The sequence below is a fragment of the Plantibacter flavus genome (assembly GCF_900177615.1).
Lineage (GTDB): Bacteria > Actinomycetota > Actinomycetes > Actinomycetales > Microbacteriaceae > Plantibacter > Plantibacter flavus.
On sequence record NZ_FXAP01000001.1, the window covers coordinates 169,175 to 183,692 of the forward strand.

17 protein-coding genes are annotated in these 14,518 nt (G+C 69.3%); all 17 read left to right on the top strand.

Annotated elements, in window-relative coordinates; all coding sequences use genetic code 11:
• Positions 1-67 precede the first annotated feature (67 nt).
• The 17 genes from rpsM to tsaD all read left to right on the top strand — a co-directional run bounded on the left by rpsM (position 68) and on the right by tsaD (position 14,486).
• Complete coding sequence (gene rpsM / locus B9Y95_RS00780; RefSeq protein WP_064296688.1) at positions 68-442, top strand: 30S ribosomal protein S13; 375 nt, start codon at positions 68-70, stop codon at positions 440-442.
• A gap of 41 nt (positions 443-483) precedes the next feature.
• Positions 484-882: a 30S ribosomal protein S11 gene (gene rpsK, locus B9Y95_RS00785; protein WP_056008094.1), complete on the top strand. Its 399-nt coding sequence runs from the start codon at positions 484-486 to the stop codon at positions 880-882.
• Positions 883-1,039: 157 nt separating this feature from the next.
• Entirely contained in the window at positions 1,040-2,032 is a 993-nt protein-coding gene (locus B9Y95_RS00790) for a DNA-directed RNA polymerase subunit alpha (protein ID WP_056008091.1), read from the top strand.
• Positions 2,033-2,076: 44 nt separating this feature from the next.
• Positions 2,077-2,634 carry a 50S ribosomal protein L17 gene (gene rplQ, locus B9Y95_RS00795; RefSeq protein ID WP_085510253.1) on the top strand — a complete coding sequence of 186 codons (558 nt, stop codon included), beginning with the start codon at positions 2,077-2,079 and terminating at the stop codon, positions 2,632-2,634.
• 94 nt (positions 2,635-2,728) lie between these two features.
• A complete protein-coding gene (locus B9Y95_RS00800; RefSeq protein ID WP_085510254.1) occupies positions 2,729-3,742 on the top strand; it encodes a GNAT family N-acetyltransferase in 1,014 nt (337 codons plus the stop codon).
• Positions 3,732-4,676, top strand: coding sequence for a tRNA pseudouridine(38-40) synthase TruA (truA, locus tag B9Y95_RS00805; protein WP_085511009.1), 945 nt, complete (start codon positions 3,732-3,734; stop codon positions 4,674-4,676). Before B9Y95_RS00800 ends, truA begins: the two co-directional genes overlap by 11 nt.
• Before the next feature lie 176 nt (positions 4,677-4,852).
• On the top strand, positions 4,853-5,299 hold the full coding sequence (rplM, locus tag B9Y95_RS00810) for a 50S ribosomal protein L13 (protein WP_071259493.1): 447 nt from the start codon (positions 4,853-4,855) through the stop codon (positions 5,297-5,299).
• A 28-nt stretch (positions 5,300-5,327) separates the two neighbouring features.
• Complete coding sequence (gene rpsI / locus B9Y95_RS00815; RefSeq protein WP_064296683.1) at positions 5,328-5,813, top strand: 30S ribosomal protein S9; 486 nt, start codon at positions 5,328-5,330, stop codon at positions 5,811-5,813.
• A gap of 25 nt (positions 5,814-5,838) precedes the next feature.
• Positions 5,839-7,200 carry a phosphoglucosamine mutase gene (gene glmM, locus B9Y95_RS00820; protein ID WP_085510255.1) on the top strand — a complete coding sequence of 454 codons (1,362 nt, stop codon included), beginning with the start codon at positions 5,839-5,841 and terminating at the stop codon, positions 7,198-7,200.
• A 46-nt stretch (positions 7,201-7,246) separates the two neighbouring features.
• The gene (gene coaA / locus B9Y95_RS00825; protein WP_064296681.1) at positions 7,247-8,200 is read left to right on the top strand and encodes a type I pantothenate kinase; all 954 of its coding nucleotides are present in this window, start codon (positions 7,247-7,249) and stop codon (positions 8,198-8,200) included.
• Between the two features lie 126 nt (positions 8,201-8,326).
• The gene (gene glmS / locus B9Y95_RS00830; RefSeq protein ID WP_085511010.1) at positions 8,327-10,174 is read left to right on the top strand and encodes a glutamine--fructose-6-phosphate transaminase (isomerizing); all 1,848 of its coding nucleotides are present in this window, start codon (positions 8,327-8,329) and stop codon (positions 10,172-10,174) included.
• Positions 10,175-10,247: 73 nt separating this feature from the next.
• Positions 10,248-10,604, top strand: coding sequence for a holo-ACP synthase (locus B9Y95_RS00835; RefSeq protein ID WP_064296680.1), 357 nt, complete (start codon positions 10,248-10,250; stop codon positions 10,602-10,604).
• Positions 10,601-11,761 (top strand): alanine racemase, encoded by a 1,161-nt coding sequence (alr, locus tag B9Y95_RS00840; protein ID WP_085510256.1) that lies wholly within the window; start codon positions 10,601-10,603, stop codon positions 11,759-11,761. Before B9Y95_RS00835 ends, alr begins: the two co-directional genes overlap by 4 nt.
• The gene (gene tsaE / locus B9Y95_RS00845; protein WP_085510257.1) at positions 11,758-12,258 is read left to right on the top strand and encodes a tRNA (adenosine(37)-N6)-threonylcarbamoyltransferase complex ATPase subunit type 1 TsaE; all 501 of its coding nucleotides are present in this window, start codon (positions 11,758-11,760) and stop codon (positions 12,256-12,258) included. Before alr ends, tsaE begins: the two co-directional genes overlap by 4 nt.
• A 10-nt stretch (positions 12,259-12,268) precedes the next feature.
• Entirely contained in the window at positions 12,269-12,898 is a 630-nt protein-coding gene (tsaB, locus tag B9Y95_RS00850; protein ID WP_085510258.1) for a tRNA (adenosine(37)-N6)-threonylcarbamoyltransferase complex dimerization subunit type 1 TsaB, read from the top strand.
• The gene (gene rimI / locus B9Y95_RS00855) at positions 12,895-13,431 is read left to right on the top strand and encodes a ribosomal protein S18-alanine N-acetyltransferase (protein ID WP_234993925.1); all 537 of its coding nucleotides are present in this window, start codon (positions 12,895-12,897) and stop codon (positions 13,429-13,431) included. The genes tsaB and rimI overlap by 4 nt, the downstream gene beginning before the upstream one ends.
• Positions 13,428-14,486, top strand: a complete 1,059-nt coding sequence (gene tsaD / locus B9Y95_RS00860) for a tRNA (adenosine(37)-N6)-threonylcarbamoyltransferase complex transferase subunit TsaD (protein WP_085510259.1) — start codon at positions 13,428-13,430, stop codon at positions 14,484-14,486. Before rimI ends, tsaD begins: the two co-directional genes overlap by 4 nt.
• Positions 14,487-14,518 lie beyond the last annotated feature (32 nt).

The following is a 14,518-nucleotide window of genomic DNA, read 5'->3' on the forward strand; positions in this document are numbered from 1 at the left end:
CACCTCGGGTCGGAGGCCCGAGCACCGGAACTGCTCCACACCTCCACAACTCCTAGGAGAAGCCACCATGGCACGTCTCGCCGGCGTAGACATCCCACGCGACAAGCGCGTGGAAGTTGCACTGACGTACATCTACGGTGTTGGCCGCACGCGGTCACTCAAGACCCTCGCCGACACCGGCATCAGCGGAGACATCCGCGTGAAGGATCTCACCGATGACCAGCTGATCGCCCTGCGCGATTACATCGAGGGCACCTTCAAGGTCGAGGGTGACCTCCGCCGTGAGGTCGCCGCCGACATCCGCCGCAAGGTGGAGATCGGGTCCTACCAGGGCATCCGTCACCGTCGTGGACTTCCGGTCCGCGGCCAGCGCACCAAGACCAACGCGCGCACCCGCAAGGGCCCGAAGCGCACCGTCGCCGGCAAGAAGAAGGCTCGCTAGGCCCCGCCTAGTCGCCTCGTCATAGGACTCAGGAGATATTCATGGCAGCACCAAAGTCGGCCGTTCGGAAGCCGCGTAAGAAGGAAAAGAAGAACATCGCCGTGGGCCAGGCCCACATCAAGTCGACGTTCAACAACACGATCGTCTCGATCACCGACCCCTCGGGCGCGGTCATCAGCTGGGCTTCGTCCGGCGGCGTCGGCTTCAAGGGTTCGCGTAAGTCGACCCCGTTCGCCGCACAGCTCGCCGCCGAGTCGGCTGCGCGTCAGGCGCAGGAGCACGGCATGAAGAAGGTCGACGTCTTCGTCAAGGGACCCGGCTCCGGCCGCGAGACCGCGATCCGTTCCCTCCAGGCCGCAGGCCTCGAGGTCGGCTCGATCAACGACGTCACGCCTCAGGCACACAACGGCTGCCGCCCCCCGAAGCGTCGCCGCGTCTAATTCCTTCGGTTCACCGGCCGTGATCCGTCCGCAGCGATCGTCTGATCGCCGCGGACGGATCACGGCATGGTCCTGGTGACCAGGGCCAGCGAACACCATTCACTACCTCGCCAACGCAAGTGTCATATAGCGGACACTTAGCCGAAAGGAATCCATAGTGCTCATCGCACAGCGCCCTACGCTCACCGAAGAATCCATCTCGGAGTTCCGCAGCCGGTTCATCATCGAGCCGCTCGAGCCAGGCTTCGGGTACACCCTCGGGAACTCGCTCCGTCGCACCCTGCTGTCGTCCATCCCGGGTGCAGCCGTCACCAGCATCCGCATCGACGGCGTGCTGCACGAGTTCAGCACGATCCCCGGTGTCAAGGAAGACGTCACCGAGATCATCCTGAACATCAAGGGTCTCGTCGTCTCCAGCGAGCACGACGAGCCGATCACGGCGTACCTCCGCAAGACCGGCGCAGGCCAGGTCACCGCAGCCGACATCTCGGCTCCGGCCGGCGTCGAGGTCCACAACCCGGACCTCGTCATCGCGACCCTCAACGACAAGGCGAAGTTCGAGCTCGAGCTCACGATCGAGCGTGGCCGCGGCTACGTGTCGGCCACGCAGAACCGCAACGAGTTCAGCGAAGCCGGTCAGATCCCCGTCGACTCGATCTACTCGCCCGTCCTCAAGGTGACCTACCGCGTCGAGGCGACTCGTGCCGGTGAGCGCACCGACTTCGACCGCCTGGTCGTCGACGTCGAGTCGAAGCCGGCGATCACGCCGCGCGACGCCATCGCGTCGGCCGGTCGCACGCTGACCGAGCTGTTCGGCCTGGCTCGCGAGCTCAACACCGCCGCAGAGGGCATCGAGATCGGCCCCGCGCCGGTCGACGCCGTGCTGCCGGGCGAGCTCTCGATCCCGATCGAGGACCTCGACCTCTCCGTGCGCTCGTACAACTGCCTCAAGCGCGAGGGCATCAACAACGTCAGCGAGCTCGTCGCGCTGTCGGAGACGCAGCTCATGAACATCCGCAACTTCGGACAGAAGTCGGTGGATGAAGTTCGCGACAAGCTCACCGAAATGGGCCTCTCCCTGAAGGACTCGGTTCCCGGGTTCGACGGCGCCCACTTCTACAGCGGCTACGACGACGAGACCGTCTCCTAGCACGCGATCCACCTGACGACTTTCCAACCTGAAGAGAGACAAGAATGCCTACTCCCACCAAGGGACCCCGCCTCGGAGGCGGACCTGCCCACGAGCGTCTCCTGCTCGCCAACCTCGCTGCTGCGCTGTTCACCCACAAGCGCATCCAGACCACCGAGACCAAGGCGAAGCGCCTGCGTCCGCTCGCTGAGCGCCTGATCACCTTCGCGAAGCGCGGCGACCTGCACGCCCGCCGTCGGGTGCTCGCGACCATCACCGACAAGAGCGTCGTCCACGAGCTCTTCACGGAGATCGCGCCCCTCGTCGCCGACCGTCAGGGTGGCTACACGCGCATCATCAAGACCGGTTACCGCAAGGGCGACAACGCTCCGATGGCCGTGATCGAGCTCGTCCTCGAGCCCGTCACGCCGAAGGCGAAGCCGGCCAAGCAGTCCGCGAAGCACGCCGCAGCGCCGGTCGACGAGGCTCCGGCCGAGGAGACCCCCGCCGAGACCTCGGCCGACGCCGAGGCGACGGAAGCCGTCGAGGCGACCGAGACCGACGGCGAGTCCGTCGACGCCGGCGAGACCACCGACGAGGCTCCCGCCAAGGACGCCAAGTAGGTTCAGCGACATACGAACGCAACCCCGCTCTCCACCTGGAGGGCGGGGTTCCGTCGTTCCTGGCGGCGCTGCGACGGTGTCCTAGGCTGGAGACATGAGTACCACTCCCGCCGTTCCGGTCGGCCAGCCGGCCCTGCCGCAGCACCCCGACGTCGACCAGTGGCGTCCGGCGGTCCGCGCGGACATCGATGACATCGTGGCGCTGTGCCGCGCCATGGATCCGTTCGACAACCCCCACCGGGTGACGAGCCGCGACGAGATCGCGGACCAGTTCGACCACGCGTGGATCGACATGGCTGCGGACAGCCTGCTGGCGATCGCCGCCGACGGCACGCCGGTCGCCTACGCGATGGTGATCCTGTCGCCCTCACGAGACGTGTCCGTGTACTCGTACGTCTTCGGCGGCGTGCATCCCGCATGGCGCGAACGGGGGATCGGCCGCGCGCTGCTCACGTGGTCGCTGGAACGGTCCGAGCAGCAGCTGGCCTCCGTCGAGACGGGTGCTCCAGCTTCCTCCCGTGCCTACGTCGACGAACGGAACCCGGGCGCGGCGCGCCTGTTGGAGCGGTTCGGCTTCGCCGTGGCGCGGTACTTCACGATCATGGAACGCGAGCTCTCCGCGCCCGTCGACGAGATCGACGAGCCCGACGGTGTCCGACTCGAGGCGTACCACCCGGACATGGCCGAACGCACGAGGGAGGCTCGGAACGACTCGTTCCGGGATCACTGGGGCAGCCTGGAGACGGTCCCGGCGATGTGGGCGCAGTTCGTCGGCGGATCCCACTTCCGCGACGACCTCTCGGTGGTCGCGATCGACGACGACGGACGGGTCGTCGGCTTCACACTGGCCGAGGTGGACGAGGACAGCTGGTCCGCGCAGGGGTTCACCAGCGCGTACATCGCCCTCGTCGGGACCGTGCGCGACTGGCGTGGCCGACGACTCGCACCGGCTCTGCTTGCCACCGCGCTTCGTCGGATCCAGGCAGCCGGCCTCGAGCGGGCGACCCTGGAGGTCGACACGGCCAGTCCCACGGGTGCACTCGGGCTGTACGAACGACAGGGCTTCGTCGCGACGACGCGTGATCTGGCGTACGTCCGTGAGCGCTGAGCAGGTCGCGGCAGCGGACGTCCTCCCGACCCAGCGGTTCCGGCTCGCCATCGCGTACGACGGCACGGACTTCGCCGGATGGGCGAAGCAGCCGGGGCTCCGGACAGTCGAGGGGGTCCTGGAGGAGGCGCTGTATCGCGTGCTCGGCAAGGCCGTCCCGCCGGTGCCGCGGTTCGTGGTGGCCGGACGGACGGATGCCGGGGTGCACGCGGCCGGTCAGGTGGCGCACCTCGACCTCACCGAGCCGCAGCTCGCGAAGATCACGCGATTACAGGGGCGCCACGCCGAGTTCCACGACGGGACGCCGCGGAACGAGACCGCGAGTTCCCTCCTCGTGCGTCGACTGAACGGCGTGCTCGGGATGGACCGCGACGTCGTGATCCACACGGCGGAACCGGCGTCGGAGGGCTTCGACGCGCGCTTCTCGGCTGTCTGGCGTCACTACCGCTACCGCCTCGCGGACGCCGACGTCCGCAAGGACCCGATCCTCCGGCGGACGACGAGCTGGACGACGGCGTCGCTCGACGTCGAGCTGCTCCACCGGGCGGCCACCTCGCTCGTCGGGCTCCACGACTTCCAGGCGTACTGCAAACCGAGACCACGCGCGACGACCATCCGAACCCTGCAGTCCTTCAGCTGGGAGCGAGACGAAGCGGGCGTGCTCGTGGCGAGCCTCACCGCCGACGCGTTCTGCCACAGCATGGTGCGGGCGCTCGTCGGCGCCTGCGTCGCCGTGGGGGAGGGGCGCATGTCGCTCGACGAGGTCGTCCGGCTCCGCGACGGCGGGCGGCGTGAGATCGACTTCCGGGTGATGCCGGCGCGCGGGCTCACCCTCGTCGAGGTCGGGTACCCCGAGCCGGGGCTGCTGCACGCGCGGGCCGCCGAGACCCGACAGCGGCGGAGCCACGAGCACGTGGAAGCGAGCGCCGAGTGAGGTTCCCGGTGGGAATTGACCGCCGGGACGTCGTCGCGTAGACTCTCCCGTTGGTGCCTGCGCCTTCTGCGGCGCGGTACCCGAAGTTGAGCCCTCCACCTCGGGCGTTCCGTTCGGAACACCCAACAGGAGCGGGATTCACGAACGACCAACTCCGACCAGAAAGCAGCACTATTGTGACGCGCACGTATTCCCCGAAGGCCAGTGAGATCACGCACGACTGGGTCGTCATCGACGCCACCGACGTGGTCCTCGGCCGCCTGGCCAGCCACGCTGCAGCGCTCCTGCGCGGCAAGCACAAGGCGACCTTCTCCCCCCACATGGACGGTGGCGACTTCGTCATCATCATCAACGCCGACAAGGTGGCCCTCACCGGCGCCAAGCTCCTGCAGAAGAAGGCCTACCGCCACTCCGGTTACCCGGGCGGGCTCTCGGCCGTCACCTACGCCGAGCTCCTCGAGAAGAACCCGATCCGCGCCGTCGAGAAGGCGATCCGCGGCATGCTGCCGAAGAACACGCTCGGCCGCGACCAGCTGAAGAAGCTCAAGGTCTACACGGGCAGCGAGCACCCGCACGCCGCTCAGCAGCCCAAGCCGTTCACGCTCGACCAGGTCGCCCAGTAAGCACCGGACAAGAAAAAAGGATTACACAGTGGCGAACATCGCAGATTCCATCGAAGAGACCCCGCAGAGCTACTCCACCGAGTCGGCTCCTGAAGCAGCAGTCACCGCGCCTCGCGCCGTGCTGAGCGTCCCCGGCGCAGCCGTCGGCCGTCGCAAGCAGGCCATCGCCCGCGTGCGTCTCGTCCCCGGCAGCGGCACCATCACGGTCAACGGCCGCACGCTCGAGGACTACTTCCCGAACAAGCTGCACCAGCAGCTCATCAACGACCCGTTCACCGTCCTCGACCTGGCCGGCGGCTACGACGTCATCGCACGCATCTCCGGTGGTGGCCCCTCGGGCCAGGCCGGCGCGCTGCGCCTCGGCATCGCTCGCTCGCTGAACCAGATCGACGAGGAGAACAACCGCGCCACCCTGAAGAAGGCCGGCTTCCTCTCCCGCGACGCTCGCGTCAAGGAGCGCAAGAAGGCCGGACTCAAGAAGGCCCGTAAGGCTCCGCAGTTCTCGAAGCGCTAAGCGCTCTCAAGACAAGCGAAGCTCGATGCCTCAGCTGTTTGGTACCGACGGCGTACGCGGACTCGCGAACGCCGACCTGACGGCAGACCTCGCTCTCGGCCTTGCCCAAGCCACCGCAGTGGTGCTTGGGCAAGGCCGTAGTGCTGAGGCCCGCCGTGCCGCCGGGAAGCGCCCGGTCGCCGTGCTTGCACGCGACCCACGTATCTCCGGCGAGTTCCTGTCCGCCGCCGTCGCGGCGGGCCTGGCGTCCTCGGGCGTCGACGTGCTCGAGGCGGGCGTGCTGCCCACGCCCGCGACGGCGTTCCTCATCGCCGACATCGACGCCGACTTCGGTGTGATGATCTCCGCCTCGCACAACCCCGCGCCCGACAACGGCATCAAGATCTTCGCCCGCGGCGGCACGAAACTGCCCGACGCGGTGGAACGCCGGATCGAGGAATACCTCGACCGCCCCAAGCTCAGCCCGACCGGCGCAGACGTCGGCCGGATCATCCGCTTCGCCGACGCCGAGGACCGCTACGTCCTCCACCTGCTCGGCAGCCTCCCGAACCGCCTGGACGGCATCCATGTCGTCCTCGACTGCGCGCACGGCGCGGCAGCGGGTGTGTCGCCGGAGACCTTCCGCGACGCCGGGGCCAAGGTCACGATCATCGGCAACGACCCCGACGGCATGAACATCAACGACGGCGTCGGCTCCACGCACCTCGACCTCCTGTCCAAGGCGGTACTCGAACACGGTGCCGACCTCGGCATTGCACACGACGGCGACGCCGATCGTTGCCTCGCGGTCGACGCTGCGGGCAAGGTCGTCGACGGCGATCAGATCATGGCCATCCTCGCGGTCTCGATGCAGGAGCGCGGCAAGCTCAAGGACGACACGCTCGTCGCCACGGTGATGAGCAACCTCGGCCTGCACGTCGCGATGCGCGAGCACGGCATCAACGTCGTCCAGACCGGGGTCGGCGACCGATACGTCCTCGAGGCGATGAACGCGAACGCCTATTCGCTCGGTGGTGAGCAGTCGGGCCACGTCATCATGGCCGATTACGCGACCACCGGCGACGGCATCCTCACCGGTCTGCACATCGTGGCCGAGATGGCGCGCACCGGGAAGACGCTCGCGGAGCTCGCTGCCGTGATGCAGGTGTACCCGCAGATCCTCGTCAACGTCACGGGTGTCGACCGCACGCGCCTCGTCGGCGACGAGGTCGTCGACGCTGCCGTACGGGCTGCCGAAGTCGAGCTCGGAGACGACGGACGCGTGCTGTTGCGGCCGTCCGGCACCGAGCAGCTCGTCCGCGTCATGGTCGAGGCGGCCGACCAGCCGACCGCCGATCGCCTGGCGCACCGCCTCGCCGACGTCGTCCGCGAGCGACTCGCCATCTGAGTCGTCCGGCGGCGGGTCGGCACCTCAGCTGTGGAAGAGTGATCGCATGACTTCGACGACGACGGGCGGTGCCTCCGGGCAGCCGACGCCATACGTGGAGATCGACCGTGCCGAATGGGCGCGACTCGCTCCGGAGACGGCCACACCGCTCAGCGAGACCGAGGTCGTGCAGATCCGTGGCCTCGGCGACCGTCTCGACATGCGGGAGGTCGAGGAGGTCTACGTGCCGCTCAGCCGGCTGCTGAGCCTCTACGCGAAGGGCACCCAGGACCTCGGGCGCGCGACGAGCCGGTTCCTCGGCGACCAGGCGCTCCGGACGCCGTTCGTGATCGGCGTGGCGGGTTCCGTGGCCGTCGGCAAGTCGACGATCGCGCGGCTGCTGCGCGAACTGCTGTCGCGCTGGCCGGACACCCCGCACGTCGAGCTCGTGACGACCGACGGCTTCCTCTACCCGAACGAGGAACTCCAGCGGCGCGGCATCATGGATCGCAAGGGCTTCCCCGAGTCGTACGACCGCCGGGCGCTCCTGCGGTTCATCACCGCGGTGAAGAGCGGTGCCGCCGAGGTGCGGGCACCGTTCTACTCGCACCTGCGCTACGACATCATCCCGACGGCGCAGGTCGTCGTCCGGCGCCCCGACGTCCTGATCGTCGAGGGCTTGAACGTGCTGCAACCGGCTGCGACGGCCAGCGGACTCGCGATCAGCGACCTGTTCGACTTCAGCATCTACGTCGACGCACGGACGCGCGACATCGAGTCCTGGTACGTCGACCGCTTCATGGCGCTCAAGCGGGGCGCGTTCTCGAACCCGAACTCCTTCTTCAACGTGTTCGCCGAGCTCTCCGACGAGGAGGCGGCCGATCAGGCGCGCGGGTTCTGGCGCTCGATCAACGAACCGAACCTCATCGACAACATCCGCCCGACCCGCTCACGCGCCAAGCTCGTGCTGCGGAAGGACTCCGATCACACGGTGTCCTCGGTGCTGCTCCGCAAGCTCTGAGCAGCGGCAGGGGAAGGGCCCGGGAACCGGTGGATCTCGGCAGGACCGTCCTGCTCCCAGGCTGAGTTCCGGTGCCTCGAGGTTGGTGCAGGATCCTCGCAAAATCGCGCGATTATGCTGCTCTACATGTGTGGAATCGTAGGGTACGTCGGAAACGACAAGACGGTGGACGTCCTCATGGGCGGACTCAAGCGGCTCGAGTACCGGGGGTACGACTCCGCAGGGATCGCCGTGCTCGACGCGACGGGTTCGCTGAACACCCGGAAGCGTGCCGGGAAGCTGGCCGTCCTCACCGAGGACCTCGCCGCGAACCCCATCGCTCCGGGCTCGACCGGTATCGGTCACACCCGTTGGGCGACCCACGGCGGACCGACGGACCGCAACGCGCACCCGCACCTCGGTGACGAAGGACGCCTCGCGCTCATCCACAACGGCATCATCGAGAACTTCGCCGAACTGCGTGCGGAGCTCATCGCTGACGGCTTCACCTTCGAGAGCGACACCGACACCGAGATCGCCGCCGTGCTCATCGGCCGCGAGTACCGTTCCACCGGCGACCTCACCGAAGCCTTCCGTCGCGTCGTCGCCCGCTTGGACGGTGCCTTCACCCTGCTCGCCATGCACCAGGACCTGCCCGGCGTCGTCATCGGTGCGCGTCGGAACTCGCCGCTCGTCATCGGGCTCGGCGACGGCGAGAACTTCCTCGGGTCGGACGTCGCCGCGTTCGTGCAGTACACCCAGCGCGCGGTCGCGATCGGTCAGGACCAGATGGTCGTCATCACGCCCGACGACGTGACGGTCACCGACTTCTCCGGCAACCACGTCGTGACCGAGCCGTTCGAGATCCAGTGGGACGCTTCAGCGGCCGACAAGGGCGGCTGGTCGAGCTTCATGGCGAAGGAGATCAGCGAGGAGCCCGACGCGGTCGCGAACACGATCCGCGGGCGGGTCGAGGGCGGCCAGGTCGTCATCCCCGAACTCGCCGGTCTCGACGAGCTCTTCGTCGACATCAACCGCATCGTGATCATCGCCTGCGGCACCGCCGCCTATGCCGGCACGGTCGGCACCTACGCGATCGAGCGCTGGGCCGGGATCCCGGTCACCGTCGAGCTGAGCCACGAGTTCCGCTACCGCGACCCGGTTATCGACGCGCGCACGCTCGTCATCTCGGTGAGCCAGTCGGGCGAGACCATGGACACGCTCATGGCGGTGCGTTTCGCGAGCGAGTCCGGCGCGAAGACGCTGTCGATCTGCAACACCCAGGGCGCCACGATCGCGCGCGAGTCGGACGCCGTGGTGTACACCCACGCGGGGCCCGAGGTCGCGGTCGCCTCCACGAAGGCGTTCACCGCTCAGATCACGGCGCTGTACCTGTTCGGGCTGCACCTCGCGCGGGTCCGCGGCACCCAGACTCCGGAGTTCCTGGCGTCGCAGGTGGAGGAGCTGCAGGCCGTGCCCGACAAGATCGCCAGCATCCTCGGGGCCTCCGAGAAGATCGCGCAGCTCGCCCACTGGATGGCCGACTCCCGCGCGGTGCTCTTCCTCGGTCGCCACGTCGGCTACCCGATCGCGCTCGAGGGCGCGCTGAAGCTCAAGGAGCTCGCGTACATCCACGCCGAAGGCTTCGCCGGCGGTGAGCTCAAGCACGGCCCGATCGCCCTGATCGAGCCGGGCCAGCCCGTCTTCGTCGTCGTCCCGAGCCCACGTGGTTCGGCGATCCTGCACCCGAAGGTCATCTCGACCATCGAGGAGATCCGCGCACGTGGTGCCCGGGTCATCGCGATCGCGGAGCAGGGCGACGCTGCCGTCCTGCCCTCGGCCGACGAGGTCATCCCGATCCCGCTCGCCGGTCCGCTGTTCGAGCCCCTGCTCGCCGTCATCCCGCTGCACATCTTCGCGATGGAGCTCGCGACGGCGAAGGGCCTCGACGTCGACCAGCCGCGCAATCTCGCGAAGTCCGTCACGGTCGAGTAGGGCGGTCCGCGGGGTCCGAGGTGGCCCGTCGAGCGGGCCTCCGGGTCGCACACGACGGCCGTAGAGTAGGGGGATGATCATCGGCATCGGGGTGGACCTGGTCGACCTCGCACGGTTCGAACGGGCGATCACGCGCACCCCGAACCTGCTGGCCAGGCTCTTCGTCCCGTCGGAACGCGACCTCCCGCTGCGGTCCCTCGCCGGACGGTTCGCTGCCAAGGAGGCGCTCATCAAAGCGCTGGGTTCCTCAGACGGCATCCGGTGGCAGGAGATGGCGATCGTGAACGGCCCGGAGGGGAAGCCCGACTTCGCGCTGTCCGGCGTCACGGCGGGTGTCGTGGCCGAGCGGGGGATCACGAGCATGCACCTGACCATGACGCACGACGCCGGGGTCGCCGTCGCGTTCGTCGTCGCGGAGCGGGAGGGATGACGCCCGTGTCCGAGCACGACGAGCGACCGACCCGCGAGGCGATCATCGACCTCGACGCCCTGCGCCACAACGTCCGTCGTCTGCGCGAGCTGACCGGCGTCGGTGAACTCATCGTCGTCGTCAAGGCCGACGCCTACGGGCATGGTGCCGAGGCGATCGCCCGCGCGGCGGTCGAAGCCGGGGCCGATCGACTGGGTGTCGCCGACATCGCGGAGGGTGTCGCGCTGCGCGCTGCCGGGGTCACGGCACCGATCCTCGCCTGGCTGCACGGCCCGCAGGCGGCGTTCGGCTCGGCGCTCGACGCCGGGCTCGACCTTGGCCTGTCGTCGGTGGCGCAGCTCGACCGCGTGATCGAGGCCGCTCGGGATCGGCCGTCCGTCGTGCCGGTCGTCCAGTTCAAACTCGAGACCGGCCTCAGCCGGAACGGTGCGGCCGAAGCCGACTGGCCGGAGCTCTTCCAGGCCGCCGCAGCCGCCGAGGCCGCGGGGCTCGTCCGGGTCGACGGGCTGTTCTCGCACGTCTCGAACACCTCGACCGGCGACGACCGGGCCGCTGCCGTCCGCTTCGAGCGCGGTGTCGCCCTCGCCACGGAAGCCGGTCTCGCCCCGCGGAGTCTGCACCTCGCCGCTTCGGCGGCGGCGCTCGGCGAGCCGACCCTCCGCTACGATGCCGTCCGCCTCGGACTCGCCGTGTACGGCCTCTCGCCCTTCGAGCCCACCGAGGACGCCGGCCGCTCGGCCGACGCCTTCGGCCTCCGGCCCGTCATGACCCTCCGGGCGACGGTCGCCGCCGTGCGTCGGGTCGAACCGGGAGTCGGGGTGTCCTACGACTACAGCTACCGGACCAGTACGGCGACGACGCTCGCCCTCATCCCGCTCGGATACGCCGACGGTGTGCCGCGGAGCGCCTCGAACGCCGGTCCGGTCGTGATCAACGGACGCCGCTACCGGGTGTGCGGGCGGATCGCGATGGACCAGTTCGTCGTCGACGTCGGCGACGACGCGGTCGCCGTGGGCGACGACGCCGTGCTCTTCGGCGATCCGGCGTCCGGTGCGCCGCGCGTCGAGGAGTGGGCGGAGGCTGCCGGCACCATCAACTACGAACTCGTCACCCGCATCGGGCCGCGTGTGGTCCGGACGACCAGGGAGCGGTCATGACCGATCCCGTCCTCACCCCGGGCACCGTCGAGGTGGCGACGCCCGAGGAGATGCACGCGTACGGCGTCCGACTCGGCACGGAACTTCGTGCGGGGCAGCTCCTGGTCCTGACCGGGCCACTCGGAGCGGGCAAGACGACCCTCACGCGAGGGATCGGCGAGGGACTCGGCGTCCGAGGCCCCGTCACCAGCCCCACGTTCGTGCTCGCCAGGACGCACCCGAGCCTCGTCGGCGGTCCGCCGCTCGTCCACGTGGACGCCTACCGGCTCGGCTCGGCGCTCGAACTCGACGACCTCGACATCGACTTCGCCCGATCCGTCGTCGTCGTGGAGTGGGGAGCCGGATTACTCGACGGCGTGGTCCCCACCTGGTTCGAGCTCGTCATCGAACGTCCGACCGGAGCCGGCGACGAGCCCGCGACCGACGATGCCGGCGAGGAGCCGATCGAGCGCCGGACCCTCACGCTCTCGCGGCACCCCGCCATCGACGCCGGGTAGGCTGGACGACGTGCTGTTGGCGATCGATACATCCGCGGGTTCGAGCGTCGCCGTCGTCACCCTGGGTGGCGAGGTGTTGGCCGAACGGTCCTCCGACGACCCGATGCGGCACGCCGAGGTCATCGGCACACTCATCGCCGGATCCCTCGACGACGCCGGGATCGAGGTCGCCGCGCTCACTGGGCTGGTCGCGGGTATGGGACCAGGGCCGTTCACCGGACTCCGGATCGGGATCGCCGCGGCCCGCAGCTTCGGGATCGGTGTAGGCCTCCCGGTGCACCCCGTGGTGAGCCACGACGCGATCGCGCTCGACGCCTACCGTTCCGGTTCCGCCGCACCCGACGTCACGCTCCTCGTGGTCACCGACGCCCGCCGTCGCGAACGCTACTGGACGAGCTACGCCGGACTCGACGCAGCCGGCCTCCCGGTCCGCGTGCTGGGGCCGGCCCTCGCGAAACCCGACGAGCTGCCGACCTCCGAATCCGTGCGCCTCGACGCGCTGGTCGTCCCCGCCGGGGCATTGGGACAGGTCGCCGCCGCACTCCTCGCCACCGATGGCGCGTTCGCGGGGGAGGAGCCGTTGTACCTCCGCTCGCCCGACGTCACGATGTCAGCGGGCGCCAAGCGGGTGACGGCGTGAGCTGGTCGCTGCGCCGCGCCGGTGTCGCCGACCTCGACGCGATCATGGAGCTCGAGCACACCGTCTTCGTGAACGACGCCTGGTCGGCGGACATGATGCGCGCCGAACTGTCGTCGCCGCACGGGTACTACCTCGTCGCGACGGAGGTCGACGCCGACGACGCGACACTCGCGGGCTACGGCGGTCTCTTCGCGCCTTCCCGGTCCGACGACGCCGACATCCAGACCATCGCCGTCGCCGGGCACGCCAGAGGACGAGGGCTCGGACGACTCCTCATGCAGGCGCTCATCGAGCAGGCCCGGCAGCAGGACGTCGCCCAGGTCTTCCTCGAGGTCAGGGCCGACAACCCCGTGGCGATCGCGCTGTACCGGAGCCTCGGCTTCGAGGAACTCGGCGTCCGCCCCGGGTACTACCAGCCGGACGACGTCGACGCCATCGTCATGCGACTCACGGTCCAGCCGAGGCCGCCCATGCCCGCCCACGGCCAGTCCCCGCTCGACCAGACCGACCAGCACCCCGGGAGCATCGCGTGAACCGTGCAGAACCGCTCGTCCTCGGCATCGAGACGAGCTGCGACGAGACCGGGATCGGCATCGTCCGCGGACACCACCTGCTGGCGAACACCATCGCCTCGAGCATGGACGAACACGCACGGTACGGCGGCGTCGTCCCGGAGGTCGCCGCACGTGCCCACCTCGAGGCCCTCGAGCCGACACTCACGGCGGCGCTCGCCGAGGCCGGCATCGCCCTGGCCGACCTCGACGCCGTCGCGGTGACGAGTGGCCCCGGCCTGTCCGGTGCGCTCATGGTCGGGGTCGGCGCAGCGAAGGCGCTCGCCGTGTCCCTCGGCAAACCGCTGTACGCCGTGAACCACCTCGTCGGTCACGTCGGCGCGGACGTCCTCGACTCCGAAGACGGGACGATCGAGTACCCGACGATCGCCCTGCTCGTGTCCGGCGGGCACACCTCGCTGCTCCTCGTGCGGGACCTCGTGTCCGACGTCGAACTGCTCGGCGAGACCATCGACGACGCGGCGGGCGAGGCCTTCGACAAGGTCGCGCGCATCCTGGGCCTGCCGTACCCGGGCGGGCCGCAGATCGACCGGGCGGCCGTCGGCGGCGACCCGAGGGCGATCCGCTTCCCCCGCGGACTCAGCCTGCCGAAGGACATGGAGCGGCATCGCTACGACTTCTCCTTCTCCGGCCTGAAGACGGCCGTGGCACGCTGGGTCGAGGCGAAGCAGGACGCGGGCGAGCCGGTCCCCGTCGCGGACGTCGCCGCCAGCTTCCGCGAGGCCGTCGTCGACGTGCTCGTCTCGAAGGCGGTCAAGGCGTGCACCGAGCTCGGCGTGCCCCGCCTGCTGCTGGGCGGCGGCGTCATCGCGAACGCGCGGCTCCGCGAGGTGGCCGCCGAACGCACCGCCTCGGCCGGGATCGAACTCCGCATCCCGCCGTTGCAGCTGTGTACCGACAACGGCGCGATGATCGCCGCGCTCGCCGCACAGCTCATCGCCGCCGGACACGAGCCGTCCTCGCTCGACTTCGGCGCCGACTCGACCCTGCCGGTCACCGAGATCCAGGTGCACTGACCGCTCGACCAGCCGTGTCCGGCCCTCGACCG

What these genes read in the sequence shown, in the direction of transcription:
- rpsM (WP_064296688.1), top strand. Translation starts at nt 68, where the DNA reads ATGGCACGTCTCGCCGGCGTAGACATCCCACGCGACAAGCGCGTGGAA.
- rpsK (WP_056008094.1), top strand. Translation starts at nt 484, where the DNA reads ATGGCAGCACCAAAGTCGGCCGTTCGGAAGCCGCGTAAGAAGGAAAAG.
- rplQ (WP_085510253.1), top strand. Translation starts at nt 2,077, where the DNA reads ATGCCTACTCCCACCAAGGGACCCCGCCTCGGAGGCGGACCTGCCCAC.
- B9Y95_RS00800 (WP_085510254.1), top strand. Translation starts at nt 2,729, where the DNA reads ATGAGTACCACTCCCGCCGTTCCGGTCGGCCAGCCGGCCCTGCCGCAG.
- glmM (WP_085510255.1), top strand. Translation starts at nt 5,839, where the DNA reads ATGCCTCAGCTGTTTGGTACCGACGGCGTACGCGGACTCGCGAACGCC.
- coaA (WP_064296681.1), top strand. Translation starts at nt 7,247, where the DNA reads ATGACTTCGACGACGACGGGCGGTGCCTCCGGGCAGCCGACGCCATAC.
- glmS (WP_085511010.1), top strand. Translation starts at nt 8,327, where the DNA reads ATGTGTGGAATCGTAGGGTACGTCGGAAACGACAAGACGGTGGACGTC.
- B9Y95_RS00835 (WP_064296680.1), top strand. Translation starts at nt 10,248, where the DNA reads ATGATCATCGGCATCGGGGTGGACCTGGTCGACCTCGCACGGTTCGAA.
- alr (WP_085510256.1), top strand. Translation starts at nt 10,601, where the DNA reads ATGACGCCCGTGTCCGAGCACGACGAGCGACCGACCCGCGAGGCGATC.
- tsaE (WP_085510257.1), top strand. Translation starts at nt 11,758, where the DNA reads ATGACCGATCCCGTCCTCACCCCGGGCACCGTCGAGGTGGCGACGCCC.